Genomic DNA, 26615 nt, shown 5'->3' with positions numbered 1-26615 from the left:
AGTAAATCAAAAACGCCAGAACATTACGTTTCTGGCGTTTTAAATTGCATTAATCTACAAATATTCGATACGGAAACACATTGGAAGATCTATTTTTCAGCTGTTTTATAAAGCTATCACACAGATACTCCCACTCTGAATTAGACAGATGCTGTTTTTCTTCCCAATTTGTTTTGATATAAATATCAACAGTTCTACTAAAGCCTGCTTTTACAGAAATTTCTTTTCGGGTTCCTTTTTCGATTCTAATATCAGAGATCGAGCTTTTAAAATGATTAAAACCAAAAGCTTTTATATCGGCAAAAGTTACAATTCTACCTCTGGTCAGTAAAGCGTTTCTATAAGCCAGGATACGGTCTTTATTATTTTGTTTATTTAAACCTCCAACTGTATTTGTCATTAAGACCGTATTTTTACTTATAAATGCTAAATCTTTACATTCTAATACAGTTCCTGCTTTAATTCCGTTTCCATCTTCTGCACAAGTTGACCAATAATTAATGTGAAAACTTTTACCAACCGTTTCGTCATTTTTAGGTTTAATCATTAAATATGGATCATTATTTATAGAAAAACTACTTTCTTTCGCTTTCTGTTCCACAGAAGCTAGTAATTGATTAATTTGGATTAAAGAACTATTTGTAAAATCTTTACCTAAACCTGCAAAAGAAGAGCTTTCGTCCTTCAAAACGTCTAAAACATTTTGTAATAATTCCGAAGCGCTTCTTGAATCAAACCTAGAAACCCCTCCCATTCTTAAAACAGCATTTCCTTCTTCTAAAATGCCATCCCTAAATTCTTTTATTTCATAATGCTTATTGCCATGATCAATAACAGATTCTAAGTCCAAAAAAATATTACTTTCTGTATCCAATAAAAAATAAGATAAAAAAGTGCCAAAAGTTTTTCCGGCAGAATGTCTCTTCTTATTAATAACTGGAAAACAGTTTATTGTAAAAGAAATGTTTTCTATAATCTCTGGCAGTAAAGATTCAGGAAAAACAAGTTTTACCCAGATGATTTTTTTTTCATTGTTTTTTGTAATTTCTTCAAAGCATTTATAATCTTCACTATAATCTTCAATCGGCTTATGTTTTAAAGCTCCTTTTAACGTGTAAAAATTGTTAAAATAAAACTCATTTACCTCCTGCATAATCCCACTAAGATGGCTATAATTTCGATTAATGATGTTTTCTACATCTAGAGTATTAAGCGGGACATTATACCCTTCTTCTACCTTTATTTCCGTATTGTCATGGAAACACTTTAACTGTTTCAAATAATAATGAAACATCTCTTTCTGATGTGTATTTTTTATATCTATATACAGCATTAAATCCTCAAGTTCAGACACATTTGAATTAGTTAATTCAATTCCTAAAATGATTTCTCCTGATGGAAGCACCTGTTTATAATCTCTCACAGCATCCTTATAAAACAAATTTGATATTTTAAATAAATGACGTTCATAGGCATTATACCTAATCTCTGCGGTCGCCAATTTTACTTCCAAAGTTGGAGAAAGCATAATTTCTTTATTAATAGGTTCCAGCGGATTATAAATATTATGAATCCTTCTCATTGCTGTCATTTGATTCAAAACCGAGATGTTTTTATTGTTTTCAATTGGCATTGCGTACAAAATGGCTCTAGCAGGTTTTGCACCCGAGATTACTTCAGGAAACATGATTTCTAAAACTCTCTCAACAACTCTTGTTTTTGAATCTTCCAATTCATTTGCTACTTTTTCTAATTCATACGACAAAGCATTCAGCATCAGAGTCACAACAGGATCGAAAGATGTATCCATTTCGATATCCGAAAATCCCCAAGATCTGGCAGCCCTTTTTAGTACTCGGTCTTTTATACGTTCTTGTCTCATTTTTAGCTTAATTTAGTAACCTTCTCTATTATCTTCTATTTTTTTCATTCCCCATTCGTCCTTAAACTTTATTCGTATGTCTTTTACAGCTTTTTTTAATGAAGTTCTCATGAATATCTAGCGACTAAGAATTTATAATAATATTGTCTAGTAAGACTTAGCTTAAAATCGTAATAAATGATGTTTTAATAAACGACCTAATCGAAATATGGGCTTGCTCTAAAAATTTTGACATTAAAAACTATTTTTAAAATGATTATTATATTTCAATCCAATTGTTGGTAAATTTTGCATCACCAAAAGTCAACTCTCTTACAACCAAATTCATTGTAATCTTCATCGGAATTTCAGTTGTACTTGTAAATTGCTCGTGATAATCAATACAAAATGCTTTTTCGAAAATCAATTCTTTCATTTTACTTAAGGCATCCCTTCTATAAAAAATAATTTTTCCGTCTTTAGTTAAATCTCCGTTTAGCATCCATGACAAAAAAAGACTATTATGTGTGGCTTCAATGGTAATATTTATTATCCCGCCTTTGGCATTACCAACCGGTTTACTTGCAGTATCAATTTCCTGCTTAAAATTGATATTAAATTCAAGAACATTATATTCTTCTCCGTCTATGTGCAATTTTGATAAAAAACTCATTATTATATTTTTTTGATTGTTAGAGTACTTTGTTTAATTAGATTAAATATTTTTAAAATAAAAAAGGAAGTTCATTTACGAACCCCCTTTGATAGTCTCAAGCTTAATTAAGTTTGATGAAGTTCTTAAGTTATACCCAAGCATTATCAAACTCACCCCCACCCATTGAGATCTTACGAGCAGAAATCATAAAAGTTTCCGTTAACGGATTATCGCTATTATGATCAAAGTTTTCTTTGTACTTCACCATATAAGCTTCTGTAAATTTCAACTCTTTTAAGGTAGCGTTAGAATCACGTTTAATGAACTTAACAGATCCGTCTTTTCTTTCGAAATTGTTAGTCATCCATTCAAACAATTCTGTGCTTCCAGTTGACTCTACTTCGATCATGATTCTTCCTCCACGAGTTACTGTAGATGGACGCCCAGAAGCATCTGTTTCTTGAGCTAAATCATAACTTACGTTAAGAACTTTGTAATCTTTTCCTGCAACTGTCAATGATGTTAAAAACGACATAATAAAAATTTTTAGTTATTAATTTATTTATTTATGGAGTAAATGTATAAATTATTTCTTACAAAAAACAATAAATTGTAATATTATTTTTACAATTATAAAAAATCACTTATATGAACCGCAGAATTGTATTTTAAAAAAATGACTTAAATTTTATTTATATGACAATGGCCCTAGAAAAAAATATCCTCTAAAATTAAAATCTCTATTTGTGCTTTTTATGTTAGCTTCAATAATAATATCAACCCTCTTTTTGCCTCTACTAATAGCAACAACGTGATACATTGTTTCTGACAATTCGACTCGTAATTCATTTACTTTTATCCTTTTTTCATGAAGCAGCAGTGATTTTAGCATTGTTTTAGAAATAATCTCCTTCAAACTATTTTCATTCATTAAAAGATCAAAATCAATTTCCCATATTTTTGACCCAAAGGTTTCATCAAACTTACATTCTCCAAATGTGGTTGTAGCCAATAAAATTACCTGCTGCGCAATAGAATGTTCTATGGATGTTTTTTCTAATTCTTTTTTCTGAAGAATGGCATTAAAATTAATGGGCAATTTGTAAAAAGCTCCTTTCATCTCTTAGATATAAATTGTTTTCTCTGTTTTTCCTCTCTTACTTGTTTCTATTGCTTTAGAAACGGCTTTTCTTTTAATAATATGAAGCTTAACTTTTGGGGTTAGTTTCAAGAACTTTTCACGGTACAAAATGTCTCCTATAAAGCGCTGTCCTTTATTTTCGTCAACAATAACAAAATAGCTTATTCCTTTCTCGATTTTGAGCTCATTAATATCACCAGCATAAATTTGAATATTTTGACTTTCTCTTTGAAAAGTATAAATCAATTCATCTTGATTAAGTTTTCGATATTTAGAAATATCAAATGTTTCTATAGCATCTTTTAAAGGTTCATAACTGATATTTTCGAAAAGAAATTTTTTAGCTTCTAAAAACTTCAATCCCAAAAAATTCCAAAACCCTTTTTTTGTGGTTTTCTCTTTAAAAAAATAAGTGTCTCTGGTAACCTGATATGTTGCCTTTTCGTTTGTTTTATTATCAGTAACGATCATCTGATAAGTCGGAATTTCTATTTCGGCAGGAACTTCCTTTAAAGCTAATTTGGTATTCAAATTCACAGTTCCGACTTGCTTTTCAGAAATTACAATATCAATTGTATGTTGTTTCAAAGATGAATCTGTTCTTACTATAACTTTTCCTTCTCCACTTCCTGCATAAAAGACAGATCCATCATTATCAGTAAGTCCTAACGAAAGATTTAATTCTGGGATTGGCATAACTATACTTAAATTCGTTTTAACGTTTTCTAATCTTATAAATCTTCAAACAATTCAGATATTCTTTCATATTTTGATTATCTGTACTATTTGGACTAAACTCATAGTCTTTTTTCAGGGTAAAGAATTTTATAGCATTTATATCATTTCCCATTATTTTCTTTCTGTCTTTTCTACTTAACTGCATTACTGCGGTTCCGTCACAATTGACATTAAAAGAATTTTCTAAAACATACCTTTCACCTGTTTTAAAGTACAGCTCTAAAGGTTGTTTTTGTTTTACACAGACATTATCTGTAAAGATTTTAAAATACAAATAGATTTTTCGTTTTCTTTTACCCAACTGCAGCACTGCATACTCAAAGTCTTCATTAAAAACTCTGAGCAAAATGAGTGGTGCACTTGCAAAATTCTTTTTATCAAGCAATAATTCATTTTGCGAAATAGGACAATTTAAAGTGTCTTTTTGAGTACTCTTTTGGGCTGTAATAGCATAACTTTTTAATGCTAATTTTGCTATAAGTAAAATTTTAAATGCATTCATGAAGACTGTCTTAATTTATTTGATCAGAAAATCGAAGTTTTTGTTTAAAAAGGAAACACAAAAAATGTGTTTCCTTTTATTAATCAGGCTATTTACTTTTGTTCGTAATCTGTATCCCATTCTGTTCCATCATCTCCCTTGTGTCCATCCATTTTGATTAGGAAGTTTTTAGCAGGAAAATATGGTTTCATATGGATATCCATGTAAATTCTATCTTTTTGAATCGGATCTTGTTCAAATCTTCTGATTTCGAAGTTTTCTATCAGCTTGTCTGGACCTGTAATTCCGTCAAGGAAAGCCACAATCTGGTTCATAATCTCTTTACGCGTTTTAGCTGTAAAGTTTTCGAATGCGCGACGGTTAAGAAAATCCATTAATACTTTAGTCACATAATCAAAAACACGAACTACAGAGTAAGTTTGCAATCCAAGATTGTCTCCGCTAAATAGTGTTTTTGCCGAAAATGCCATTACTTTTCCGTACTCATTTACCATTGGTACTAAACCTAGATTTTCAAGATTTGCAATTTCGCTCTTCTTCAAATCAAATTTTACTCCGTCAACTTCGTTTATTCCACCAAATTTTTTACCAGCGGTAACCTGAGACATAAGTGTCTTATAAATTTTTCCAGCCAATGCCGCCGAAGGTGCTATATGCAGATCTTCATTTTCACCAATTTGATCAAATCTTCCACGTCCGACAAGCCAGTTGCAGGTCATGATTACATTAGAACGGTAAACGTCTCCACCAGTTAGCGAAGCGGCATCAAACATTTCCATAACATCATCTGGTTCGTCCAAGTGCTCAAAATCGGTAACCAGCATCACTTTATTTTCGTGCGCTATTTTTGCCCATTTTTCAATTACTTTATTTGAACCTAAATAACCTGGAATTACTAAAATTCCGTAGTTGTTTTTAAGATCCAAACGATCATAATTGTCAACTAATTCTGAATGTATGGCATCTATAAAACGTGTATTATCCAGATCTTTTAACTGTTCAATATCGGCATTGACAATTGTAATGTTTTTAACCTTATCAGTTTCTGTATTTTTAAAGAATAAAGCAACGGTTCTGTAAGCCGCTTCTATCTCTCTAGTATCTTCAACAGCTTTAGCAAGGTTCTTTTTTAACAATGCTTCAGACTCTTTGCATTTATCCTCACATTGTGCCACCATATCAGTCAATGCTTCATTACCGCTTAAGATAGAAGACCATAACTCTAAAGTTTTTTGCAAAGTTTCTCTTTCTTTGGTCTTGTTAACTTCTCCAAGAAAAATTTTTCTTCTGGCTTTTCTATCTGGATTAAGATTTTGAACGCCTTCTATAGACATTTCTAACAAATCGAATCCGCCATATTTTGCTAGTTTTTCGACATTTTTTTCTATCGAACTTCCTGAAACTTTACGTTCTAAAACCGCAGTTTCTGTGCTATTTTGCTGTGCTTGTTTATTTAACATATCTTCTATCTTTTACTATTATTTATTCTCTTTTAATTCATTAATCAAAGATCCAAGACTTTCTAAAAGCGCTTTTTTTGCTTCTACATCTTCTAATGCTGCTTTTAGAATTTTATTTGTTTTTAACTGACGAATGATTTTTTGGTACTGGTCTTTTTCTGTTTCCAGATCTGATAAAAAGTTACTTTGTGCTGTGATTCCTTTAATTCCAAAATCTCCTAAGTTTTTAAATTTTAGCGCTTCTACTTTTGTTGCACCTTCTGCAGTTTCAAAATTTACTTTTACTTCTGGCTTAAAATGTTCGAATGCTTTCTCTACAGTAGTTATACCCTCGACAAGTTCTGGTTTTATTGGTGCATCAACTGTTAATTTTTGAGCTACAAGTGTTCTGTTTTGAGGTATTGCAATGATGGCTTCATCTGCATCTATTTTTACTTCATTACCTCCAATTCCATAGTTCGACAACATAATTTTTTAATTTAAATGGTTACTATTATTATTTTTCTCTGTTTATTTTTACTGATTTTGATAAATCTGACGGCAGACATCCAAATCTCTGCTTACTTTTTCGAGTTCCTCTTTGTACGTTTTAGCTGATTGATTCAAACTATCTATCAAGTGGGCATTATGTGTAAGACTTCTTATTTGTTTTTTATAGTCAATAATATTTTTGTAAGCCAAAATGATATTGTTATACAGCTTTTTATTCTCTGTCGTATCTTTTGGTATTTTTTGATAGATATTGGCTACCATAACATTTGCCAATCGTTGCTGAAAATCGTTATCTACTTTGGGAGAATTAATCGAATCTACAACCATTCTCACGCTGTCAATTTTGATTGAAAAATTGGTCTGATAATCGTATTCTCGCTTCATCATCTCATTCTCCGCCTTTAGCATTCTGTTTTCGGCTTTAGGCACTTGAAAATAAAATGAAGTTGCTATCAGCATTACAATAAATGTGGCCAAAAATGCAATTACAAATGCGATAAAAGCTTTTTTGCGTTCTCCTTTGTTTAATACTTCCATAATTTTGTTTTTGTTTTTGTTTTTGTTTTAATTTTTAATCTTTAATAAAAAAACCGTGACGTTTTGGATTGTGCACGATATCTTTTTTCTCGGTCTCTGCCACAAACAACTCGATGCTTTCTTTTTTCTTCCCGATATAATCCAGTTTGCTTAATGTGTCAAAAAGCTTTTCTATTTTTACAAGGAAATTCATTACCTGCGCAGCCGTTTTATCAATATGCACATGATCGTAATTGGTATTAATTAGTGTGGTAAAAAGAATTTCTAAATCTCCCTGAGACAAATCGCACCATTCTGCGAAATAGTTTAAAAGCTCTTCTTTTCCTGCACCTGATTTAGAATCGATAAAATTTTTCATAACTCTCGCAAAAGAAACCACGACACTCAACATTGAAGCAGGATGCTGATGCATTGAAAACCAACGAAATTGCGTTAAACAGTTTCCTAAAAAGTAGCTTGTGTTTTCTGACAACTGCAAAATGGTATCGGGCAAAACGCCATTTTGCTGAAAACGGTTGACTTTTTGAGAAATTTGGACCGAATAAATCTCCATTTGCCCAAATGATCTGGCAATCTCTGCTTGCATATCTGTCAACTTCGGATGGCAGGCAACTGTTACCGATGCTGGAATATAATTTTCGTCTAGTGTCGTAGTATCGCCGATTAGAATTTTACCAATTGCTAGATAAAATCCTCCATAACCGATACCCGAACGAAATTCTTCTGCTTTGATTAGATGAAGTTTATACTCAGGCTGCGTGTAAGGATATCTCGGAGGAACCTCATCTGGGTCTGGCTCTCCAAACGGAATTCTCTTTTTGGAGTTTACCGAAATACAAGCTAGAAGCTCTAAATGTTCCCCTTCCTTTATTTCGTAAGTATCTTCTGGATACGGAACCTGCAAATCTAGAGTATCTGTATTGGCTTTACTTATTTCGATTCGAGAACCGTTTGGCGTAATGGCATGACATTCTTCTACGCGAACTCTTAATAATTTATGATTGTCTATTCCTAAAGTGATTTTGGTTGACTCTTTACTGTGATTTCCAGAATCCAGCAAACCATAGCTTATTGGCGTAGTATGAATTCCGACAGCATCATTTACCAGTTCAGAAACATTGTCCTGCATGGCCAAAAAATGATTTTTGTTAATCTTCATTCCGTCTATCCAGTTTACCGGAAAATGATTTAATTTTTCTATCATGGTTTTTATATTCTTTATAGTTTTTGTTCAATTGTATGCATAACAAAACACCTCATGCAATTGCTTACATAAGGTACATTGGTATAATTATTAGTAACTGCTAATAATTATTGAGCGTTTTTGGAAATTGTTTTTTGGGTGGTATTTTTATTGAAAAGAAAAGGTTCTATAGGGGCAATTAGAAATATTTTTGTTAGTAAGGGCTTTTCTTTTCAATATGTCAAGGAACCTTGTTATTACTTAATTCAAAGCATTATTTAATTCTTTCATAAACTCTTTTAGGAACCTTACTTAAACCCTTATTTTGAGATTTCATTAATGACAAATATTTTTGATACGATTTTTTTGCATCATCATTTTCATTAAACCCCCATTGAGCATCACCTAAGTTTAAGTATGCAACAACTCTATCTGGCGAAAAATTAATTACATCCAAAAGGATTATTCTTGCTTCATTAAAATTTTCTTTTTCAATTAAAGTAAAAGCTGCATCATTATACAATGTAACATTACTTTCTGAAACTGGATTATTTTTTAATATATCTGCAATTTTATAAATATCTAATTCAATCAATTTTTCTTTATTTTTTATATCATCCAGAGAACTTAAATCGTTATTCCTAATTTCACCAAATTGTTCTATAACACTATCAAAATCAAAATCTTTCAGAGATACTTCAATCTGTTTAGTACTTTTTTCTTCTCCTGTACGTAAACTTTTAAAATATGTAACTGAAGTAGAAACCCAGTCTACTCCTTTTTTATAAAAATCTATATCGATCGAATTCTGCCCGCTTATTATCGTTAATGGCAAGCCTTTAGTTTTAACATGGCGAATTTTTACATTACAATTATCAAAACATCTTTCAAAAATTAAATTTTCTTTTTTGTCTTGTAATGATATGCAATTATCATCCTCAACCAAAAGAACATTTCCATCATCAAGAGTAAGAGAATCATTAACAGAATCACCAACCTCATCATTAGTGACACAATCAGCTTTTGTGCCTTTTATTTTTTTTATTTTATCAGTACTATCCTCATTTACAAAGTATTTTATAATAATTGGTAAATCATTATTTTTAATTTCCCATTTGGTAAGGCCTTTTTCTTTATCTACAAACAAAAATTTATAATATGATTTTTCCGCTTTATCTGTAAACAATGATACTCCTGTTTCATCTTCTTTTATATGATCAATCTTTTGTTTAGTACTTTCCATTATACCATTCTCAAAGATTGAATCATTTATAATTTTTATATCTTCACCTTTATATCCGCAATCAATAATCAAAAATTCATTACCTCGTTTTTGTACCTCAATCCAATTACCTTTATAATCTTCTTTACTATCCTGAGGATTACAGGATAACAATACACTTAATAGCAGTAAACCAAAAACTATTTTTCTCATATTATTCTATTTTATTATCCCTCAGCTAACAAAAACATTACATTTTTGCTAGCCGGGGCTTTTCTTATCAATATGTCAAGGAGCATATATGCTATTTATATTATTCAACCTTAATTTTGGTTTTATAAACATATCCTTTATTTCCAGAATTTGTTTTTATAAGCCACCAATTTTCTGAAGCATTTAATATTTCAACTTTTTCACCAGACTTAATTTTTTCAATTACAACTGATGTACTGCTTTTATCTTTTCTCAAATTAGTATATCCATCAGGATCAATAACTTTACCATAAGAAATCTCATTTTCTTCTGACATTAACAAGTACTTTTTAGTATAGCTTTCAATTAGAGGATAACCATAAAATTTTTGAGACTTAAATCTCTCTAACATCTTAGAATTTTGAGTGTAAAAATTATTAAGTAAACTGTAACCTTTATTATCATTTAAATCTTTATCATCATAATGCTGTAATTCAACTTCTATTAAAAAAGCTAGTGTCTCATCAATCAATGCACTATCTGTTTTCTCTTTAACTTTGTTAGAATTATTATTCAGAAAATAAGCTAAATCAAAAATAAAATCAGGCTTTTTATTAGCTATCTCCTGTAATATTTTTTTTCTAATTACATCTTGTTTTGCTTTATGATTATACCATAAAAGATGCCACTTAAAACTTTCATTATAATTCTCAACCTTCTTTATATTCTTTATAAATGAATTATTTAAAAGGTTGTTTTTTTCATAATTCAAATACACTACAATATCTTCAATTTTATCTTTGTCCATGTTTACTTTTGATATTGCGGATAAATCATCATTAAATAAAATCTTATTATAGTTTATAAAATCAATATTATAATCGTTATTCAGTCCATCTTTTAGAATATCTGCAAAAGCATCTCCAGCTCCATCAATTACACCTCTATCAACTTGATAAGTATCTATAAATCCTTCATTACTTAAAGCGGTGTATCCAAGTCCACTTTCTAAATACACATCATTAAATTTTGCATTATCAATATCAACTCCAAAATATTCAATAACTTTATTTTTAAATGCGTTATGTTCTAAGAACTTGTAATTATTATTTTTTAGTAAATCTCTCATTGATGGCATATATTCAGCATATAACTTATCTTCATTTTTCTTTATTGATCCTTTAACTTCCATTTTTTTTTCCTTTGTTTGAGAATTACAGCTAATAACTAGCATTGTTATAATAAATAAAATAATTGTTCTTTTCATTGCATTATTGTTTTGCATTTTTACTATAATTTCTTCTTTTGTCTTTTGGATCAGCAACCATACCATAATCTTTATACACATCATCCATAGAATCTACTTCTTCAACATAGACATAAATTGTTTTTCCTTTACCTTTAATTGTATTATAATTTTCAACTAATTTTTTCATATCAGCATTATATACTCTAACGCATCCATAAGTAACCATCAAAGGACCATTATCATTTATTCCAACTTTAGTTGTATGCCCACTATGTATAGCAATTCCATCTCTCTTTCCTGGTGCAGTGGCTTTTTTTGCATCTCCAGTCATCCCATTTATGTGAATTAAACCATGGTCTCCATAACTCGCTTCACCAATGTGAGTTTTTGAATAAGAAGAAGACCAGAGTCCAGTAGGTGTACTTCCTTTTCCATTTCTTTCAAAAAAGTTATCGTTAACAGTTCCCATCGCCAATGCATAACCTTTAAGTACTATCTCAGAATCATCAAATAATACAAATAAACCTTCAGTTCTTCTATCCTTAGGAACGATAACATTAATATATGCAGTTTTTGAATCTGCTGAGTATTCATTATCATATGTTGAAAATTTACCTTTAGTTTTAGGAACTTCAACTTTTTCTCCCCATTTACATTTATCAATTTTAAATGCTTTTGATGTAATATCATTAAATGCTCTTTGCTTTTCTTTATGATTTGATGAAGGATTACCTTTTTCATCTTTAAGAGCCACATCATTACCAACTTTAGGACAAATTTTGTTTATTACATCATGCGTTTTATTTGATATTGTGTTTAAATTCTTCCACTTAAAGAAAATCATAGAACTCAATATCGATAACTCAATGCTTTCACCTATTAAGTCTGGTTTTTTAACAACATCTAAATTATTTTTTTTTGTATATAAATTACAATATTCATAAAAACCTTTTCCTGTTACCTGGACTAACCCTCTACCTCTATAATTCCAACCATCATTTGCTTCAGTATTTCCAATTTCTTTTGCCTTTTTTGCTGGAGGAGAATATGCCCAATTGGCAATTTTTTTTTGATTCTCTAATGAAACCCCTGGTATTTTAGGCTTGACTGTTGGTCTACCCCATAATTTTGCTTTTTCTTTTCCTTCTTCACTTTGAAATGCTTTAAAAATTGATAAGCTCTCATAATAATAATTAAATCCTTCTCCTTCTTTTAAATCTAAGCTTAAACCAGATTCAACTCTTGCTTGAGCAAATAAGTGTGCTTTATTCCAACAAGTATCCATCCCTAAATCTTTCATATATTTAGTATATGTTGCAGCTACTTTCTCTAATTTTGCGGAATCAGCTTTGGGAAAAATATCAATTAATTGTTTAGCTGTAATAGGCTTAGTGCATTCATCACAAGCCCCCTTCTTACCATTTTTCCCTTCATTTTTATCTGCCTCTCCAACCTTCGCAACTTTATTAGTAGACTCTACAGGATCAGGTTTAAAGACTTTAGCATCTACATCTACTACAGCACTTTTTGCATGTTGTTTGGTATCTATTACTTCAACATCTGCAAACAATTCTTGTTCAGCTCCTTCTCCATTTATACCTCCTTTACTTCTTAGTATTCTGTCTAAATGTACAGTTACTGGAAATATATCACTGGTTATTTTAAACTTTTGATCAACTAATAAATCGTTGCTCAAATAGTCTTCATCATACAACTTAAAACGAATTTCTTTTCCAATAAGCCCTTGAGAATCTATCCAAACCATAATTTCTTTTTCCTTATGAGTTCCTTTTATAGGTTGCTTTGATGTGTTTGTAATATGTACTCTAGTAATTTCTGCTTTTACTTTTGGAGCAGATGAAGAACCAGAAGCCGGAGTTTTAGCTTTTGGCTCTGCTGGCTGTTGCACAGGAGCTTTTGGCTTAGTTGGCGCTTGCTGTTGCACCGAAACTTTGCCTTTAAATGGTGCTACAGGAGTTTCAAGATCATTTACGTTTACATTGTTACTTGCGATTTTATCTTTATTAAAATCTACAGTAACGTAATATTCATGAATTTTACCTTCTTCGGGGCCGTTTTGTCTGGCAATTTTAGCAAAACTGGGGCTTAATAAAAAGTCAACATCTGCTTTACCGTTTTTAACCACTCCTGAAAGTGTTTTTATTATATTTTTTTCATTTGCTTTATTATGTCCTGGTCCATTTGCGTCGTCTTCCCAAAGTGTCACATATACTTTGTGTCTTTCCATGTGCAGGCAGTGAACCCTTGCTTTTAGAGTCTGCCCGTATGAAAGCGTTTTTGTAGGCTTCTCTCCATTTTTATTTAGCAGTTCAATACTTTCGATTTTTGGTTTTTCAGCGGGGTGCGTGGTTATATTGAGTCGTGCAACATCTTCTCCTCTTCTTGCCAGAATGCGAATTCCTTTTCTGTTTAAGCTTTTTTGAAGAAATGTGTAAGATACTTTTTTTCCTATTTTATCATTTTCTTTTGTCTTACGCCATCTTCCGTTTTCAAGAATGTGAATTTCCCATTTTACAGGCTGTTCAAAACTATTGTTAGAAGCAGTATTTTGAAAAGGCAGAACACTCGGTAAAAAAGTATTTACTGAATAGAATTCTTCCTTACCTACAGTAGGATCTGTATTTCCAATTATTTTAAAATCTGACATACTATTTAATTTTATTTACAAATAGAATCACTCTCTTCTAAACTCTCTTGAAATTTTGCTGTATTAACCAAAGGATTAATTTGATTATTTACCTGCGGTTTGGCTTTTTTAGCATTTTGTTTACTGGCTTCTGCTTTTTGGCCGTGTTTATCTACCTCTATACAATCCGGCCCTCCAACAGGGCAGGTTCCTTTACTGTCTTCTAATAAAATTTTCCCTTGATTGCTTAAGGTTACTTTTTCATAAAAGGCGCTCCATTTTGTAATTGAGGCATGGCATGGCAGGAAATCACCGCTTCCGTTAGGCTGCATTTTACATTTACCGAAGGTATTTTTCTCTAATGTCTGCCCAATTTCTTTGTCAGTAGCAATGAGTTTTTTTTCTGCATCTTTATCATTAGCATAATGCTTATTCTGCGATTTTACTTTTAATATATCTGTTTTAGGTTCTACACTAAACTTACATTTTAGTATGGCTCCTTGTACTACTATATGTTTCTCACTCATAGCCTTATCATTTATGAATATTACAATCTCTTTACTATTCTGTTCTTATTCTTTAAATCTGGGTTTCCTCTTTTTTAAAAGATTCTATTTGTATAATCACTTTTATTACTTCATCATAATCTACCAAACATTCTAAGTTTATCTTTTCAATGCAATAAGAATGCTCGTCTAAAAAATAAGAGGCATTATAACTTCCTGTCCAAGGATCAAATCCAAAATTGGCTTCACTTCCATCATCTACATAATGACCTTTTTGTTCTACCTTTATTAGATTAAATTCATCTAAAAGAGGATTAATTTTCTGCTCCACTTCAAACTTTGCTTCCTCATCTTTCACTAATGGAAAGAAAACTTCATTCTTAAATGAAAAATCAGCTGTATACCCAATATAGATTCCGTTAAAAAAGGCTCTTAAAAAATAATCCGAAGCAAGAAAACTAAATAATGTGTCTGTATTTTGTAAAGCATATTCTGTTTCGTCAATATATTTTTCGGCAACTTGACCTTCAAAATAATCTAAAACTTTATCTTTTGAGTGTTTCCATCTGCTATCAATTTCATTATAATTATAAACCGCAATCCACTTTCCTGATTCATCAACTACAATTTTTAACGGATACAAAACTTGCGCAGTTTTTCGCGCCAATTCATCCATTACAGTATTGGGCATTTCATTATTTACATAAATAGACGATCTATTTATCTCAAACAAATGAAATCTGTTTTTATCAGTTGCCAACCATTTTACACTCATTTCCATTTCAAGTGTATCAACTTCATCACCATCAACAGTTATATATTGAACCTTATAATTTTTATTAATTTTATCTGCAATAAAAGGCAATTTATAATTACTCGCTAAACTTACTTTTTGAGTTTTTTTTTCTTCTTTTTCTTTTCGTTCTTCAATACATTTTTCAGGAGCTAGTATTAAAAGCTGTAAATGGCTTTTAAAATCAGCTTCTATTAAATCATGAATCTCACAATACATATTATGATACCATCTGAGTTTATTAGGCTCAACACCAAGATCTCGAGCTACACTTGCAAGTGTGTCTCCTTTCTTGATTTTATAAGTTCTAAACTTATTATATGGAGATTCTTCGGGGCTACCTTCGTAATACATATTGTCTCAGTATCAATTTTCTTTTTCCTTCTTTTCAATTGTAGGTTCAAACATAAAACCTTCGTCAGTTCCTTTTATCAATACTGCTTCTTTTGCCTTTTGTCTTTTGCAAATAATAACTGAATTTTCAGTAATACCATTCATACTTAAAGTATACCTAGCATCTACATATTTTGCTGTCTCATACCATTTAGGCTGTAAAAAGAATACCCAACTGCAATTTTCTCCATTGTGTTTTAAATCGATTTTACTATCTGCATTATGCTCATTATAACCTGTAACAGTATGATAAAACAAGTTTCCAAAATCGATTCTCACAGGCCCTTTTGATCTTAGTGAAGTGTATTTTGTATCGCTCTCTTTTTTCTGAATTAATAATGTAATCAATAATAAATCTTTCATCTCAACATCTTCAATATCTGGAAAAGGGTCTTTTCTATCTGGAATTTTCCATGTAATATATTCTTTAGGCGGTATCTGTATCATATAATTAAACGTAATGTAAATACCTGTGGGACAAATAAACATCAGGAAATGCATGCACATCAAAAATGTTAATGCAATACCATTTAATGCTGTATAAATTATGGCAAAAAAGATGCTGGAATATAAAATAACCAAAGCGCCAAATAATAGTTCGATACCTATATTTTTGGTTTTAAATTCCTCAAAATTCCATCGATAAAGCCATGCATGCAACACTCCAAACAATAGCGATACAATCTGATAAAAAAGAAACTCGTCTGAAAGCTCATTAAATAATTTATTGTAGCCTAAAAATGCCACAATTGCATAAGTGAGTACAAAAGAAAGAATATAGATATAAAATCCTTTTTTGTAAGTCTTGGCAAAGTCTTTTACTTTGTCGGTAAACAATAAAGTGAGTATACCGCAAAGTGCTATAATGACAACTAAAAATACGATGAGCTTAATATCAATAAGTGATAATAAATGTTTTTTTACCATTTTTTAAATTCGTGTTGTAAAACCTAATACAGGCCGTTTATTAAAATTAAATTCTTCTGTTTCATGATCCAGTACCAGTATAGTCTTGGTTTCGACTTCCATAGGAAAAAAATGCTCGTAAAAACAATCTATAAAGTTTTTTATCTTACCGTTAAAAAGATAATTTTCAAATGAAGCATTTACTATTGGCCCAATTTCAATAGTCAAATTCATAGAATAGTCTGTATAAGTGTTTCCGCAGATAAAATCGACACCCAATCTATTTTCTCCTAATGTAATTTGTTCGCTTTCTTCGCTGTACTCTTTAGAACTTGTGGTTTTGTATTGCACTTTTTCCTCAATAATGCTCGCAAGGCACTGACATGATAAATCGATATCGCCTACAATTTTGTACGCATAGGGTAACAGCTGAATGAACTTTGATACCAAGACAGGCGGATAATCGCTAGACACTCCCCAGAAGTCGTAGAAAAATTCCATTGGCTTACTGCCATTTAGCTTGTACAGAAAATTTTGTTCCACAGCTTCAATTTTGGTTCTGTAATGAAAGATTTCATTTTCAAAAGGGTCGAAAAATTTTCTTGCTTCATTTTCCTGCTTCTTCTGATGCTTGTGCTCTTTTATCATCTGTCGTACAGACTTGTCGGCATTGTTTTCGGTAAGACTGTGAACGAATCCTTCTGGCAGTGCATCATACATACTGTCACGAGACAATAACAGAGTAAGATAATCGTGTTTTACATAGTTATCATCTTTGACTATTGCATCTAAAAGATCACTTCTAAATGCTCTTGAAAACTGCCCTTGATTTGAAATCGTTATCTCATCAAGAGAAATTTCATTCTGTTCAATGAGTTCGTTCGCAATAATTTCTGCTCGAATATCATTTGATACATTCTTGATTTCCTGAACTAGGTCTTCTAGGCTTTTTTTATTTTCTCTTCGTGTCTTCATTTATTCTTCCTGCTCCTATATAACGAAGTTGAAAATACTCGTCGTTAAAATTATAAATCCCCAATCCCTTGTCTGTGCAAGCCAAAATTCTATCATTATGCAAATACAAAGCAACGTCTGAAATTGGATGGTCTTTATCGTATCTAAAAAAGACCAAGTCTCCTTCTGTAAGAAATGTTCTTCCGGTAAAAATCTGGATCGATTTTGATTTCCACATTCCCGCAGGATCTTTTGGTAATGTAACTTTATATACATCACTATATAATGACTGCAAAAAATATGAGCAATCAATTCCTTTTCTAGAAAAGCTTTTTTCCTTATATGGAGTGTTTATCCAAGAATCAAAATAGGAATAGAGTTTGTAATTGGTAATTTTACTAGGCATTACTCCTAAAACTATCGAATATTTTTCCTTTAGATTCAAAACTTCATCACTTAGATTTTCAGAATTGTCATTGACAATCGTTTTATTCTTCAACCCAATTTCTTCCATCTTTGCCTGCTTTTTTAGCAGATCTAATGAATAATCATATTTAAAGGGAATCTGCGAAATGTATTTTTTACTGCTGCAAGAATTGAAAACAAACAAGATTGAAAACAATCCAACTATCAAGTACCCAATATGAAATATCTCATTTTGGCCATAAATTCTCTTCTCTCTTAACATTTTATATTTGTAAGTATATATTCACAAACATAAAACTATTTTTTTTAATAGCTTTACAAATTTGTAATATTTTTTATACAAAAATAAAAAATATCGTTTTATATTTGTCATTAATTTCTTATTTTTTTACAATTAAAAGCATGGGCAAAAATTTAGACGTTAGGATTACATTGGTGTTTTCAACAGTTTTACTTATAGGTGTAACATTGCTTCTAATTCAGTTTTTTAAGCATGTTGACTGTGACAATATCATTTATTATATTTTATCTGAACAATCTCAGAGCGAAGAGCCTATAGAATTTTATGATAAAACACCTAATTCAAAAACATGGGAATGGAATTTTGGAGATGGTTCTCCCATAGATAAAAGAAAACATACTTTCCATACGTATAAGAATCCTGGAAAATATACTGTGACCTTAACCATTAATGGCAATTGCACCAGTACAAGAGAAATTACTTTAAAGGACAAATACTTATTAGACAAATTAGGTACTCCACATATAATTTCTTCTAAAATTATTACTGTAGGCCAACCTGCTTATTTTTATTCTACTGCAGAAAATGCCAAAACGTGGGAATGGGCTTTTGGCGAAAATAGAGGAATTAATGAAAATTCATCTAACCCTGTTTATACTTTTTCTTCTTCTGGAGAAAAAATTGTAACCCTAGTTATTAATGGAGATTTTAGCAGAGTGGCTAAAAAGGTTATTTATGTCCATCCTAAAGTAATAAGAAAGACCAATCCGCTAGATGTGACATCTTATGTTTATGAAAAAAGTGCAGAATCTTTTTGTCTGCCGAGAGGTTCTGTAAAAAAAGATCCATTAGAAGATATGCTTCAATATGTTCCTGTTGCCCCCAAAAATAAAACTCAAAATGACACTATTGCACCAATTAAAAAAGCAACAAAAGTATCTGAAGATCAATTTGAAATCTTACTAAATAAAGTAGCCGAAGGAAGCAAAGTAAAAGATGATTTCTCTGATTTTTTATGTGATGACCTTGAGATACCAGTTGTTAAAAACGATTCTGATTTGCTCACTTTTGCACAGTTATGCGCTAATATAAAGGGAAAAAAAATAAAAATAGAATCAATACGTCTAAATAAAGACAAACAAACGAACTGCATTAAAGGATTAAATATCAACTACAAAGTAAAAAAGTACTTGATATGGTCTAAAGATTAAATTTTGGTATGGAAGAAGAAAAAAATATTTTCAGTACAGAACTATTAACCGCATTAGAAATTGCTAAAAAAATAGCTAAAACTAATTTGAATAAATATTATTCTGCTCCTCATTTATTAAAAGCCATTTTAAACAGAGATCTATCTCTTTTAAAAAGACTTGAAAATATGGGCAAAGATGTTTACTATCTAGATGAATGGGCAGAGGTACGAATTGACGAAGAACCAAAAACAACTAATGTTCTTGATTCTGAACCAAGCGATCTTATTGATGAAATTATAAAAGAAGCCGAATCTGTTCGAATAGCATTAAAGGAAGATGAAATTAGTTTGTATGCTGTTTTAACTGCTATAAGTTCGCCAGGTGTAGGTTTCAATTTTGACCAAATGAAATCTTACCCTATTTCGAGAAATGAATTGCTAGAAGGCCAAATTGTTATTCCTCAAAACGACGGCGCAATTAAACAAGATGTAAAAAAAGGCTTTTTAGGCAAGTACTGTATTCATAAAAATCTAGAAAAAAATAAAAAGAGAATTCAAGCAATTGGTTGTGAAGCTGAATTAAACTCTATTAAAGAAATTTTATGCCGTTTCTCTAAACCCAATGTATTACTAATTGGCGATCGTGGTATTGGAAAAACAATTTTAATTGAGGCTCTAATTGAAAATGTCATTAATAATAAAATTCCAGACGTATTAGACAAAGTACAGTTATTCGAACTAGATTTATCTTCTTTAATTGCAGGCGCATCTTATAAAGGAGAAATTGAAGACCGCTTAAAGAACTGCATTCAGGAGTTAAAGCAGTTCCCGAAAGCTATTTTAATAATCGAAGAAATTCACACTCTGTTAGATAAAAATGGTGGAGACTCAGGAGTTTCGAATGTTTTAAAAGGTGAATTGGCAAAAGGGTTAAACATAATTGCAACTTCAACGATTGATGAATTTACAAAAAGAATTGAAAAAGAACAAGGTCTTTCTGGCATGTTTGAAATTGTAAAACTGGAAGAATCTGACGATGAAACTTTGTTTAGAATGATTCGCGAATCCATAAAAACATATCAAGAACATCATAAAATAAAAATAGATGATGAAACGATTTCTGAATCTATTCGATTATCAAAAAGGTACTTAAAAGAGAAAAGTCTTCCAGGATCAGCTATAAATCTGATAGATCATACAATGTCTGTTCTAAAAACTTCCGGTGAAACTTTTTTAAAAGAAAAGCCCGCGCTTATTAATAAGCTAGAAGTATTAAAACACAATGAAACAGGTTTATCAGAAGAACAATTAATTAAAGAATGTAATTGGTTTCTAACCGACTTGACAAACAAAACTGCTTTTTTAATGATTGCTGATGAGGAGAATAATTCCAAAACATTCGAATCTTCTGTTGCTATTATCGATCACATTGAGAACCTTTTACAAATAATTGAAGAAAGAGCTTTAGACAAACGTTCCCATATTGAAGCTTTTGATTTGTCTCTAATAATTGCTCAAAAAACAGGGATTCCGGCAGGTAAATTAAACGAGGAAGAAAAAAACAAACTCAACACAATTGAAGAGGTTTTAAACAAGAGAGTTGTTGGACAAGATCATTGTATTGCAACAGTTGCGGGTTCAATTTTAGAGTCGCGATCGGGTTTAAGCAAAGCAGGACAACCTATTGCGTCTTTCTTCTTTCTAGGACCAACAGGAACAGGAAAAACAGAACTAGCTAAAAGTTTAGCCGAATTTCTTTTTCAGGATGAAAATGCAATTATCAGATTTGATATGTCTGAATTTAAGGAAGAACACTCAGCAGCATTACTCTATGGTGCCCCTCCAGGCTATGTGGGATATGAAGATGGAGGTTTGCTAGTAAATAAAATTAGACAAAAACCTTACTCTATTGTTTTATTTGATGAAATCGAAAAAGCGCATCCTTCTGTTTTTGATGTTTTCTTACAGATTATGGACGAAGGTAAGCTTCACGATCGTTTGGGAAAAGAAGGCGATTTTTCGAACGCAATTATTCTATTTACATCAAATATTGGCGCAGATCATATTGTGGAGACATTCAACAGTGGTCACATTCCGAGTTCGGCTTCTTTAATGGAAATTATGGCAAATTATTTCAGACCTGAATTTTTAGGTCGATTAACTGAAATTGTACCTTTTGCGCCTATCAGTAAGGAAAATATTCTTAAAATCTTTGAGATTCATCTAAAAAAAGAATTTACAGACTTGTTAAAGAATGTACATGTTGAAATTCCTATAGAAACTAAAATCTATCTTGCCGAAAATGGCTTTAACGTTAAATATGGCGCAAGACCTATTAAAAGCATCATTAGAAGTCATTTGAGAAGACCTTTGGCAAGGAAAATAATTTCTGGAGAAATCATAGATGGCGATAATGTTTTAGTAATTATTGAGAACAACGAAGTGAAATGGATTAAAGAAGGAACTAGTGTACTAGAAAGTTAATATCAGTCATAAAAAAAACGCTAAGAAAATTTCTTAGCGTTTTTTTGCCTTATTCTAAGACTAAGCCTATTTGGCCGTCGTCGTCTAATTCTGTTTCTACTGAATCGTCTTCTGGAATTTCTGGTCTTTCAGGAACTTCTTCAACTGGTTCCTCGTAAGGAAGTGGTTCCAACAGATTAACTTGTCTTAATTTATCAGTTGTTAATTGGTTCCCTAAAGCTTTAAAACCTTTTACAGCTATAAAATCCTCAACATCTATATGAAGATCGTCTTTTTGAACTCCTTTTACTTTTGCAAAAACCAATTGCGCAACAGGGCGATAATCGGTAGATACAATTTCCAATTGTGAATTTGGATGGTCTGTGATGAAGCTTTCTTCTTTACCTTCGTTTTCTACAAGGAAACGTTTCAAGAAATAACGCTCTTTTTCACCATCATAGTAAATCGCAGAAATTGGTTTCTTAGGTTTCCATTTTTCCAGAACAATCATATCTTCCTCAAAATGAGTCGATAATTCTGGAATAATTACTTTCAACTTCCCTGACTGACTGATTACTAGGATTTTATCTGTTGGTTTAAATTCACCTAGTAACTCTCCCCTTGCGTCAACATTTAAACGTTTTACGGTATCATCAAACCAGACTTTTCTTGGCAGTAATGTCGAAATTCCTTTTTCTTTTAATTCGATTTTCTTGATTGGATATTTGGTAACCAAATTTCCTTTTGAACCACGACCTTTAATTGCCAATTTAGCAAAATCAATATCAAATTTCAGTTTCTTAATCGTGCCAACCTGACGCAGTAAAATAGTTACCACCTCAGCTTCACCGTTTGGATTGTGGGAAAAATAAACTACTTGTGAACCATTTGTACCATTTGTTAAATCGTAAGCTTTATCACGTGTTACTCCAGTAACATTAAAACGCTTAATGTATGATGGCCCCGATTTACCATCGCGATACATCATGTTGTAAATAGTTCGCTTATCATTTTTATCAAAAACGGCCGCGTGTATAATGTCTTTTCCGATAAAAGTTTTAGCATCAACTTTTGTAATCATTAAAGTTCCATCACGTAAAAACACGATAACATCATCAATATCCGAACAATCACCTACGTATTCATCTTTCTTTAAACTTGTTCCAACGAAACCTTCTTCACGATTTACGTACAGTTTTGTATTTCTTAAAACTACTTTTGTAGCCTCAACATTGTCAAAAACGCGAAGTTCTGTCTGACGCTGACGACCTTTTCCGTACTTCTCTTTTAATTTGGTAAAATAAGTAATCGCAAAATCAGTAAGATGTTCGAGATTGTACTCTACTTCTTTCATTTCATCCTCTAATTTCGAAATGAATTCGTCTGCTTTATCAGAGTCAAAACGTGTGATACGAATCATCGGAATTTGCGTCAAACGCTGTAAATCGTCATCATTGATTTCTCTAACAAAAGATTTTTTGAAAGGCTCAAATCGGTCATACAAATACTTGTATAATGATTCTCTGTCTCCATATAATTTGAAGTCAATGTACATTTCTTCTCTAATGAAGATTTTCTCCAAGGTAGAAAAATGCCATTTATTCTTTAATTCTTCTAACTGAATTTCTAATTCCTGACGAAGTAAATCAACTGTTCTTTCAGTTGAAATTCTCAACATTTGAGAAACACCAATAAACAATGGCTTGTTGTCTTCAATAACACAGCCTAAAGGCGCTACAGATGTTTCGCAAGCCGTAAACGCAAATAAGGCATCAATTGTTTTATCTGGCGAGACTCCAGGAAAAAGATGAATTAAAATCTCAACATCGGCAGCAGTATTGTCTTCAATTTTCTTGATTTTGATTTTACCTTTTTCATTGGCTTTCAAAATACTGTCAATCAAACTCGAAGTATTGGTAGAAAACGGAATCTGCGTAATCACCAATGTATTTTTATCTAACTGCGAAATTTTAGCACGCACACGCACACGTCCGCCACGCATTCCGTCGTTATAATTTGAAACGTCGGCAATACCTTGCGTCATAAAATCAGGATAAAGCGTAAACGGTTTTCCTTTTAAGATTTTAATCGAAGCGTCAATTAATTCGTTGAAATTATGAGGCAAAACTTTTGTTGATAAACCTACCGCAATACCTTCTGCCCCTTGCGCTAAAAGCAAAGGGAATTTTACCGGAAGATTATTAGGCTCTGCACGACGTCCGTCATACGAAACTCCCCAATCAGTAATTTTCGGAGAGTATAAAACCTCCAAAGCAAATTTAGACAAACGTGCTTCAATATAACGGGGCGCTGCCGCACCGTCACCAGTTAAGATATTTCCCCAGTTTCCTTGGCAGTCAATCAATAAATCTTTTTGACCAATTTGTACCATTGCATCACCAATACTAGCATCTCCGTGTGGGTGATACTGCATGGTGTGCCCTACTACATTGGCAACTTTATTATAACGACCATCATCCAACTCTTTTAACGAGTGCATAATACGACGCTGAACAGGTTTGAATCCGTCTTCGATAGCAGGAACGGCACGCTCCAGAATTACGTACGAAGCGTAATCCAGGAACCAGTCTTTGTACATTCCGGTTACTTTCGTAATAACGTCTTCGCCTTCTTCTTCCTGATTTTCGTAAAAATGCTGTCCTTCAAAATTCTTAGCATCTACATCAATAATCTCATCGTCATCCCCATTTTGATTGTCATCAAACTGGTTTTCATCCTGATTATTCTCGTCGTCGTTTGGAATTATGTTATCGTCTTCTTCGTCTTTCATATATTTTGTTCAGTATAACTACTAAAAAATTCTTCTTCTTTAATTTTAAGCCTCTTCAAGCTCATCAATCTCAACCTTCAAGTTTTTGATAATAAACTCTTGTCTATCCGGAGTATTTTTCCCCATGTAGAAAGATAACAATTGTTCAATCGAAGTATGTTTATCCATCATAACGGGATCAAGGCGGATTGTATCTCCAATAAAGTTTTTAAACTCATCTGGCGAAATCTCTCCCAAACCTTTAAATCGCGTGATTTCTGGTTTTGGCTTAAGTTTTTCGATTGCATCTTTTCTTTCTTCTTCAGAATAACAATAAATCGTTTCTTTTTTGTTACGAACCCTGAAAAGTGGAGTTTGTAAAATATACAAATGCCCTTCTTTGATTAATTCTGGAAAAAACTGCAAAAAGAAAGTAATCAAAAGCAAACGAATATGCATTCCGTCGACATCGGCATCGGTTGCAATTACAATGTTGTTATAACGTAATTTTTCTAATCCGTCTTCGATATCCAATGCAGCTTGAAGCAAGTTGAATTCTTCGTTCTCATACACGATTTTTTTACTCATTCCGTATGAGTTCAAAGGCTTACCACGCAAACTGAAAACCGCTTGTGTATTTACGTCACGTGACTTTGTAATCGATCCAGAAGCCGAATCTCCCTCGGTAATAAAAAGCGTACTTTCTAAGTTTCTTGGGTTTTTAGTATCTGGAAGATGCGCACGGCAATCTCTTAATTTTTTATTGTGAAGATTGGCTTTTTTAGCACGATCTGTCGCCAGCTTTCTAATTCCTGATAATTCTTTACGCTCACGTTCTGCCTGAAGAATTTTACGCAATAAAGCTTCGGCAGTTGTTGGATTTTTATGTAAATAATTATCTAGCTTCGTTTTGATGAAATCATTAACGAAAGTACGAACAGAAACGGCTGGAGTTCCATCATCAGACCCCATATCTGTAGAACCTAATTTTGTTTTGGTCTGAGACTCAAAAACAGGCTCCATTACTTTAATGCTAATCGCACTTACAATCGATTTACGAACGTCTGATGCTTCGAAATTCTTATTGTAAAATTCACGGATTGTTTTTACAACAGCTTCACGGTAAGCCGCTAAGTGCGTTCCTCCCTGCGTTGTATTCTGACCGTTTACGAAAGAGTGATATTCTTCGCTATATTGCGTTTTACTATGTGTCAACGCAACTTCAATATCGTGCTCTTTTAAGTGAATAATCGGATATTCTAAATCTTCTTCGTTGATGGTTTCTTCTAATAAATCGCGAAGTCCATTTTCTGAATAATATTTTTCTCCATTGAAAATAATAGTCAAACCATTGTTCAAATAACAATAGTTTTTGACCATTTTAATTACGTATTCTAAACGGAATTTATAGTTTTTGAAGATCGTTTCGTCTGGCGTAAAAATTACTTTTGTTCCTTTACGTTTTGTCGTATCGATAATATCTTCTTCTGTAACCAAATTTCCGGCAGAGAATTCTGCTGCTTTTTGTTTATCATCACGAACTGATTCTACGCGGAAATAATTAGACAAGGCATTAACCGCTTTTGTTCCGACACCGTTCAAACCAACTGATTTCTGGAAAGCTTTAGAATCGTACTTTCCTCCAGTATTCATTTTCGAAACTACATCGACTACTTTTCCTAACGGAATTCCACGTCCATAATCACGAACAGAAACTGTTTTGTCCTTAATACTTACCTCAATAGTTTTTCCGGCCCCCATAACGAATTCATCGATACAGTTGTCCAGAACCTCTTTTAAAAGAATATAAATACCATCATCAGGTGATGATCCGTCCCCTAATTTCCCGATGTACATACCCGGACGCATACGAATATGTTCCTTCCAATCGAGTGAACGAATATTATCTTCGTTGTATTGATTTTGCTCTAGCATAAATGAATTTAGGATTTTTTGCTAATGTACCATTTATCAACAAAAAATGAAAGCGTATTTCTTTTTTGTTATGAATAATAACAGTTTAAAATCTATTTAAATTGATTTTAATATAAAACGGACATTAAAATTAATAAAAAATTGACTTTTAGGCAAA

22 protein-coding genes are annotated in these 26615 nt (G+C 31.9%); 2 read left to right on the top strand and 20 right to left on the bottom strand.

The features are described from left to right. Positions 1-49 precede the first annotated feature (49 nt). The 18 genes from ABTV69_RS12945 to ABTV69_RS12860 all read right to left on the bottom strand — a co-directional run bounded on the left by ABTV69_RS12945 (position 50) and on the right by ABTV69_RS12860 (position 18119). Positions 50-1882, bottom strand: coding sequence for a type VI secretion system baseplate subunit TssF (locus ABTV69_RS12945; protein WP_433829365.1), 1833 nt, complete (start codon positions 1880-1882; stop codon positions 50-52). Positions 1883-2141: 259 nt separating this feature from the next. After that, entirely contained in the window at positions 2142-2534 is a 393-nt protein-coding gene (gene tssD, locus ABTV69_RS12940; RefSeq protein ID WP_433829363.1) for a type VI secretion system tube protein TssD, read from the bottom strand. A 130-nt stretch (positions 2535-2664) separates the two neighbouring features. Then, a complete protein-coding gene (gene tssD / locus ABTV69_RS12935) occupies positions 2665-3051 on the bottom strand; it encodes a type VI secretion system tube protein TssD (RefSeq protein WP_029269192.1) in 387 nt (128 codons plus the stop codon). A gap of 153 nt (positions 3052-3204) precedes the next feature. Beyond that, positions 3205-3636: a GPW/gp25 family protein gene (locus tag ABTV69_RS12930; RefSeq protein ID WP_433829361.1), complete on the bottom strand. Its 432-nt coding sequence runs from the start codon at positions 3634-3636 to the stop codon at positions 3205-3207. 3 nt (positions 3637-3639) lie between these two features. Then, positions 3640-4353 (bottom strand): hypothetical protein, encoded by a 714-nt coding sequence (locus tag ABTV69_RS12925; protein WP_433829359.1) that lies wholly within the window; start codon positions 4351-4353, stop codon positions 3640-3642. 19 nt (positions 4354-4372) lie between these two features. Continuing rightward, positions 4373-4897 carry a hypothetical protein gene (locus ABTV69_RS12920; protein WP_433829358.1) on the bottom strand — a complete coding sequence of 175 codons (525 nt, stop codon included), beginning with the start codon at positions 4895-4897 and terminating at the stop codon, positions 4373-4375. A 92-nt stretch (positions 4898-4989) separates the two neighbouring features. After that, on the bottom strand, positions 4990-6357 hold the full coding sequence (locus ABTV69_RS12915; protein WP_433829356.1) for a DUF5458 family protein: 1368 nt from the start codon (positions 6355-6357) through the stop codon (positions 4990-4992). 18 nt (positions 6358-6375) lie between these two features. Continuing rightward, positions 6376-6825 carry a hypothetical protein gene (locus ABTV69_RS12910; RefSeq protein ID WP_433829354.1) on the bottom strand — a complete coding sequence of 150 codons (450 nt, stop codon included), beginning with the start codon at positions 6823-6825 and terminating at the stop codon, positions 6376-6378. 48 nt (positions 6826-6873) lie between these two features. Continuing rightward, the gene (gene tssO / locus ABTV69_RS12905) at positions 6874-7386 is read right to left on the bottom strand and encodes a type VI secretion system TssO (RefSeq protein ID WP_433829352.1); all 513 of its coding nucleotides are present in this window, start codon (positions 7384-7386) and stop codon (positions 6874-6876) included. 34 nt (positions 7387-7420) lie between these two features. Next, a complete protein-coding gene (locus ABTV69_RS12900; RefSeq protein WP_433829350.1) occupies positions 7421-8590 on the bottom strand; it encodes a hypothetical protein in 1170 nt (389 codons plus the stop codon). Positions 8591-8843: 253 nt separating this feature from the next. Beyond that, positions 8844-10004, bottom strand: a complete 1161-nt coding sequence (locus ABTV69_RS12895; RefSeq protein ID WP_433829348.1) for a tetratricopeptide repeat protein — start codon at positions 10002-10004, stop codon at positions 8844-8846. Positions 10005-10104: 100 nt separating this feature from the next. Further along, positions 10105-11250, bottom strand: a complete 1146-nt coding sequence (locus tag ABTV69_RS12890) for an SH3 domain-containing protein (RefSeq protein ID WP_433829346.1) — start codon at positions 11248-11250, stop codon at positions 10105-10107. A gap of 4 nt (positions 11251-11254) precedes the next feature. Continuing rightward, positions 11255-13900 carry a L,D-transpeptidase family protein gene (locus ABTV69_RS12885; protein WP_433829345.1) on the bottom strand — a complete coding sequence of 882 codons (2646 nt, stop codon included), beginning with the start codon at positions 13898-13900 and terminating at the stop codon, positions 11255-11257. An 11-nt stretch (positions 13901-13911) separates the two neighbouring features. Then, on the bottom strand, positions 13912-14406 hold the full coding sequence (locus ABTV69_RS12880) for a DUF4280 domain-containing protein (protein ID WP_433829343.1): 495 nt from the start codon (positions 14404-14406) through the stop codon (positions 13912-13914). A gap of 52 nt (positions 14407-14458) precedes the next feature. Continuing rightward, entirely contained in the window at positions 14459-15532 is a 1074-nt protein-coding gene (locus tag ABTV69_RS12875) for a LysM peptidoglycan-binding domain-containing protein (RefSeq protein ID WP_433829341.1), read from the bottom strand. A 12-nt stretch (positions 15533-15544) separates the two neighbouring features. Next, positions 15545-16498, bottom strand: coding sequence for a TssN family type VI secretion system protein (locus ABTV69_RS12870; RefSeq protein ID WP_433829339.1), 954 nt, complete (start codon positions 16496-16498; stop codon positions 15545-15547). A gap of 3 nt (positions 16499-16501) precedes the next feature. After that, positions 16502-17452 (bottom strand): type VI secretion system baseplate subunit TssG, encoded by a 951-nt coding sequence (locus ABTV69_RS12865; protein WP_433829337.1) that lies wholly within the window; start codon positions 17450-17452, stop codon positions 16502-16504. After that, on the bottom strand, positions 17430-18119 hold the full coding sequence (locus tag ABTV69_RS12860; protein ID WP_433829335.1) for a C40 family peptidase: 690 nt from the start codon (positions 18117-18119) through the stop codon (positions 17430-17432). Before ABTV69_RS12860 ends, ABTV69_RS12865 begins: the two co-directional genes overlap by 23 nt. A gap of 140 nt (positions 18120-18259) precedes the next feature. Here ABTV69_RS12860 and ABTV69_RS12855 point away from each other — a divergent pair, with 140 nt between their 5' ends. Both ABTV69_RS12855 and ABTV69_RS12850 read left to right on the top strand, forming a co-directional pair. Next, positions 18260-19309 carry a PKD domain-containing protein gene (locus ABTV69_RS12855; RefSeq protein WP_433829333.1) on the top strand — a complete coding sequence of 350 codons (1050 nt, stop codon included), beginning with the start codon at positions 18260-18262 and terminating at the stop codon, positions 19307-19309. 8 nt (positions 19310-19317) lie between these two features. After that, positions 19318-21774 carry an AAA family ATPase gene (locus ABTV69_RS12850; RefSeq protein WP_433829331.1) on the top strand — a complete coding sequence of 819 codons (2457 nt, stop codon included), beginning with the start codon at positions 19318-19320 and terminating at the stop codon, positions 21772-21774. Between the two features lie 49 nt (positions 21775-21823). Here the strand turns inward: ABTV69_RS12850 and ABTV69_RS12845 are convergent, their stop codons facing one another. Both ABTV69_RS12845 and ABTV69_RS12840 read right to left on the bottom strand, forming a co-directional pair. Further along, on the bottom strand, positions 21824-24544 hold the full coding sequence (locus tag ABTV69_RS12845) for a DNA gyrase/topoisomerase IV subunit A (protein WP_433829329.1): 2721 nt from the start codon (positions 24542-24544) through the stop codon (positions 21824-21826). 45 nt (positions 24545-24589) lie between these two features. Continuing rightward, entirely contained in the window at positions 24590-26458 is a 1869-nt protein-coding gene (locus tag ABTV69_RS12840) for a DNA topoisomerase IV subunit B (RefSeq protein ID WP_433829327.1), read from the bottom strand. Positions 26459-26615 lie beyond the last annotated feature (157 nt).

Origin of the sequence: Flavobacterium anhuiense (assembly GCF_050990855.1) — a bacterium.
Classification (GTDB): Bacteria; Bacteroidota; Bacteroidia; order Flavobacteriales; family Flavobacteriaceae; genus Flavobacterium; species Flavobacterium anhuiense_C.
The sequence above is the reverse complement of the archived record's forward strand: the minus strand, read 5'-3'. Positions and strand labels throughout refer to the sequence as shown.

Excerpts from the sequence above, each read along its gene's own strand:
- ABTV69_RS12945 (WP_433829365.1), bottom strand. The coding sequence starts at position 1,882 with ATGAGACAAGAACGTATAAAAGACCGAGTACTAAAAAGGGCTGCCAGA.
- tssD (WP_433829363.1), bottom strand. The coding sequence starts at position 2,534 with ATGAGTTTTTTATCAAAATTGCACATAGACGGAGAAGAATATAATGTT.
- tssD (WP_029269192.1), bottom strand. The coding sequence starts at position 3,051 with ATGTCGTTTTTAACATCATTGACAGTTGCAGGAAAAGATTACAAAGTT.
- ABTV69_RS12930 (WP_433829361.1), bottom strand. The coding sequence starts at position 3,636 with ATGAAAGGAGCTTTTTACAAATTGCCCATTAATTTTAATGCCATTCTT.
- ABTV69_RS12925 (WP_433829359.1), bottom strand. The coding sequence starts at position 4,353 with ATGCCAATCCCAGAATTAAATCTTTCGTTAGGACTTACTGATAATGAT.
- ABTV69_RS12920 (WP_433829358.1), bottom strand. The coding sequence starts at position 4,897 with ATGAATGCATTTAAAATTTTACTTATAGCAAAATTAGCATTAAAAAGT.
- ABTV69_RS12915 (WP_433829356.1), bottom strand. The coding sequence starts at position 6,357 with ATGTTAAATAAACAAGCACAGCAAAATAGCACAGAAACTGCGGTTTTA.
- ABTV69_RS12910 (WP_433829354.1), bottom strand. The coding sequence starts at position 6,825 with ATGTTGTCGAACTATGGAATTGGAGGTAATGAAGTAAAAATAGATGCA.
- tssO (WP_433829352.1), bottom strand. The coding sequence starts at position 7,386 with ATGGAAGTATTAAACAAAGGAGAACGCAAAAAAGCTTTTATCGCATTT.
- ABTV69_RS12900 (WP_433829350.1), bottom strand. The coding sequence starts at position 8,590 with ATGATAGAAAAATTAAATCATTTTCCGGTAAACTGGATAGACGGAATG.
- ABTV69_RS12895 (WP_433829348.1), bottom strand. The coding sequence starts at position 10,004 with ATGAGAAAAATAGTTTTTGGTTTACTGCTATTAAGTGTATTGTTATCC.
- ABTV69_RS12890 (WP_433829346.1), bottom strand. The coding sequence starts at position 11,250 with ATGAAAAGAACAATTATTTTATTTATTATAACAATGCTAGTTATTAGC.
- ABTV69_RS12885 (WP_433829345.1), bottom strand. The coding sequence starts at position 13,900 with ATGTCAGATTTTAAAATAATTGGAAATACAGATCCTACTGTAGGTAAG.
- ABTV69_RS12880 (WP_433829343.1), bottom strand. The coding sequence starts at position 14,406 with ATGAGTGAGAAACATATAGTAGTACAAGGAGCCATACTAAAATGTAAG.
- ABTV69_RS12875 (WP_433829341.1), bottom strand. The coding sequence starts at position 15,532 with ATGTATTACGAAGGTAGCCCCGAAGAATCTCCATATAATAAGTTTAGA.
- ABTV69_RS12870 (WP_433829339.1), bottom strand. The coding sequence starts at position 16,498 with ATGGTAAAAAAACATTTATTATCACTTATTGATATTAAGCTCATCGTA.
- ABTV69_RS12865 (WP_433829337.1), bottom strand. The coding sequence starts at position 17,452 with ATGAAGACACGAAGAGAAAATAAAAAAAGCCTAGAAGACCTAGTTCAG.
- ABTV69_RS12860 (WP_433829335.1), bottom strand. The coding sequence starts at position 18,119 with ATGTTAAGAGAGAAGAGAATTTATGGCCAAAATGAGATATTTCATATT.
- ABTV69_RS12855 (WP_433829333.1), top strand. The coding sequence starts at position 18,260 with ATGGGCAAAAATTTAGACGTTAGGATTACATTGGTGTTTTCAACAGTT.
- ABTV69_RS12850 (WP_433829331.1), top strand. The coding sequence starts at position 19,318 with ATGGAAGAAGAAAAAAATATTTTCAGTACAGAACTATTAACCGCATTA.
- ABTV69_RS12845 (WP_433829329.1), bottom strand. The coding sequence starts at position 24,544 with ATGAAAGACGAAGAAGACGATAACATAATTCCAAACGACGACGAGAAT.
- ABTV69_RS12840 (WP_433829327.1), bottom strand. The coding sequence starts at position 26,458 with ATGCTAGAGCAAAATCAATACAACGAAGATAATATTCGTTCACTCGAT.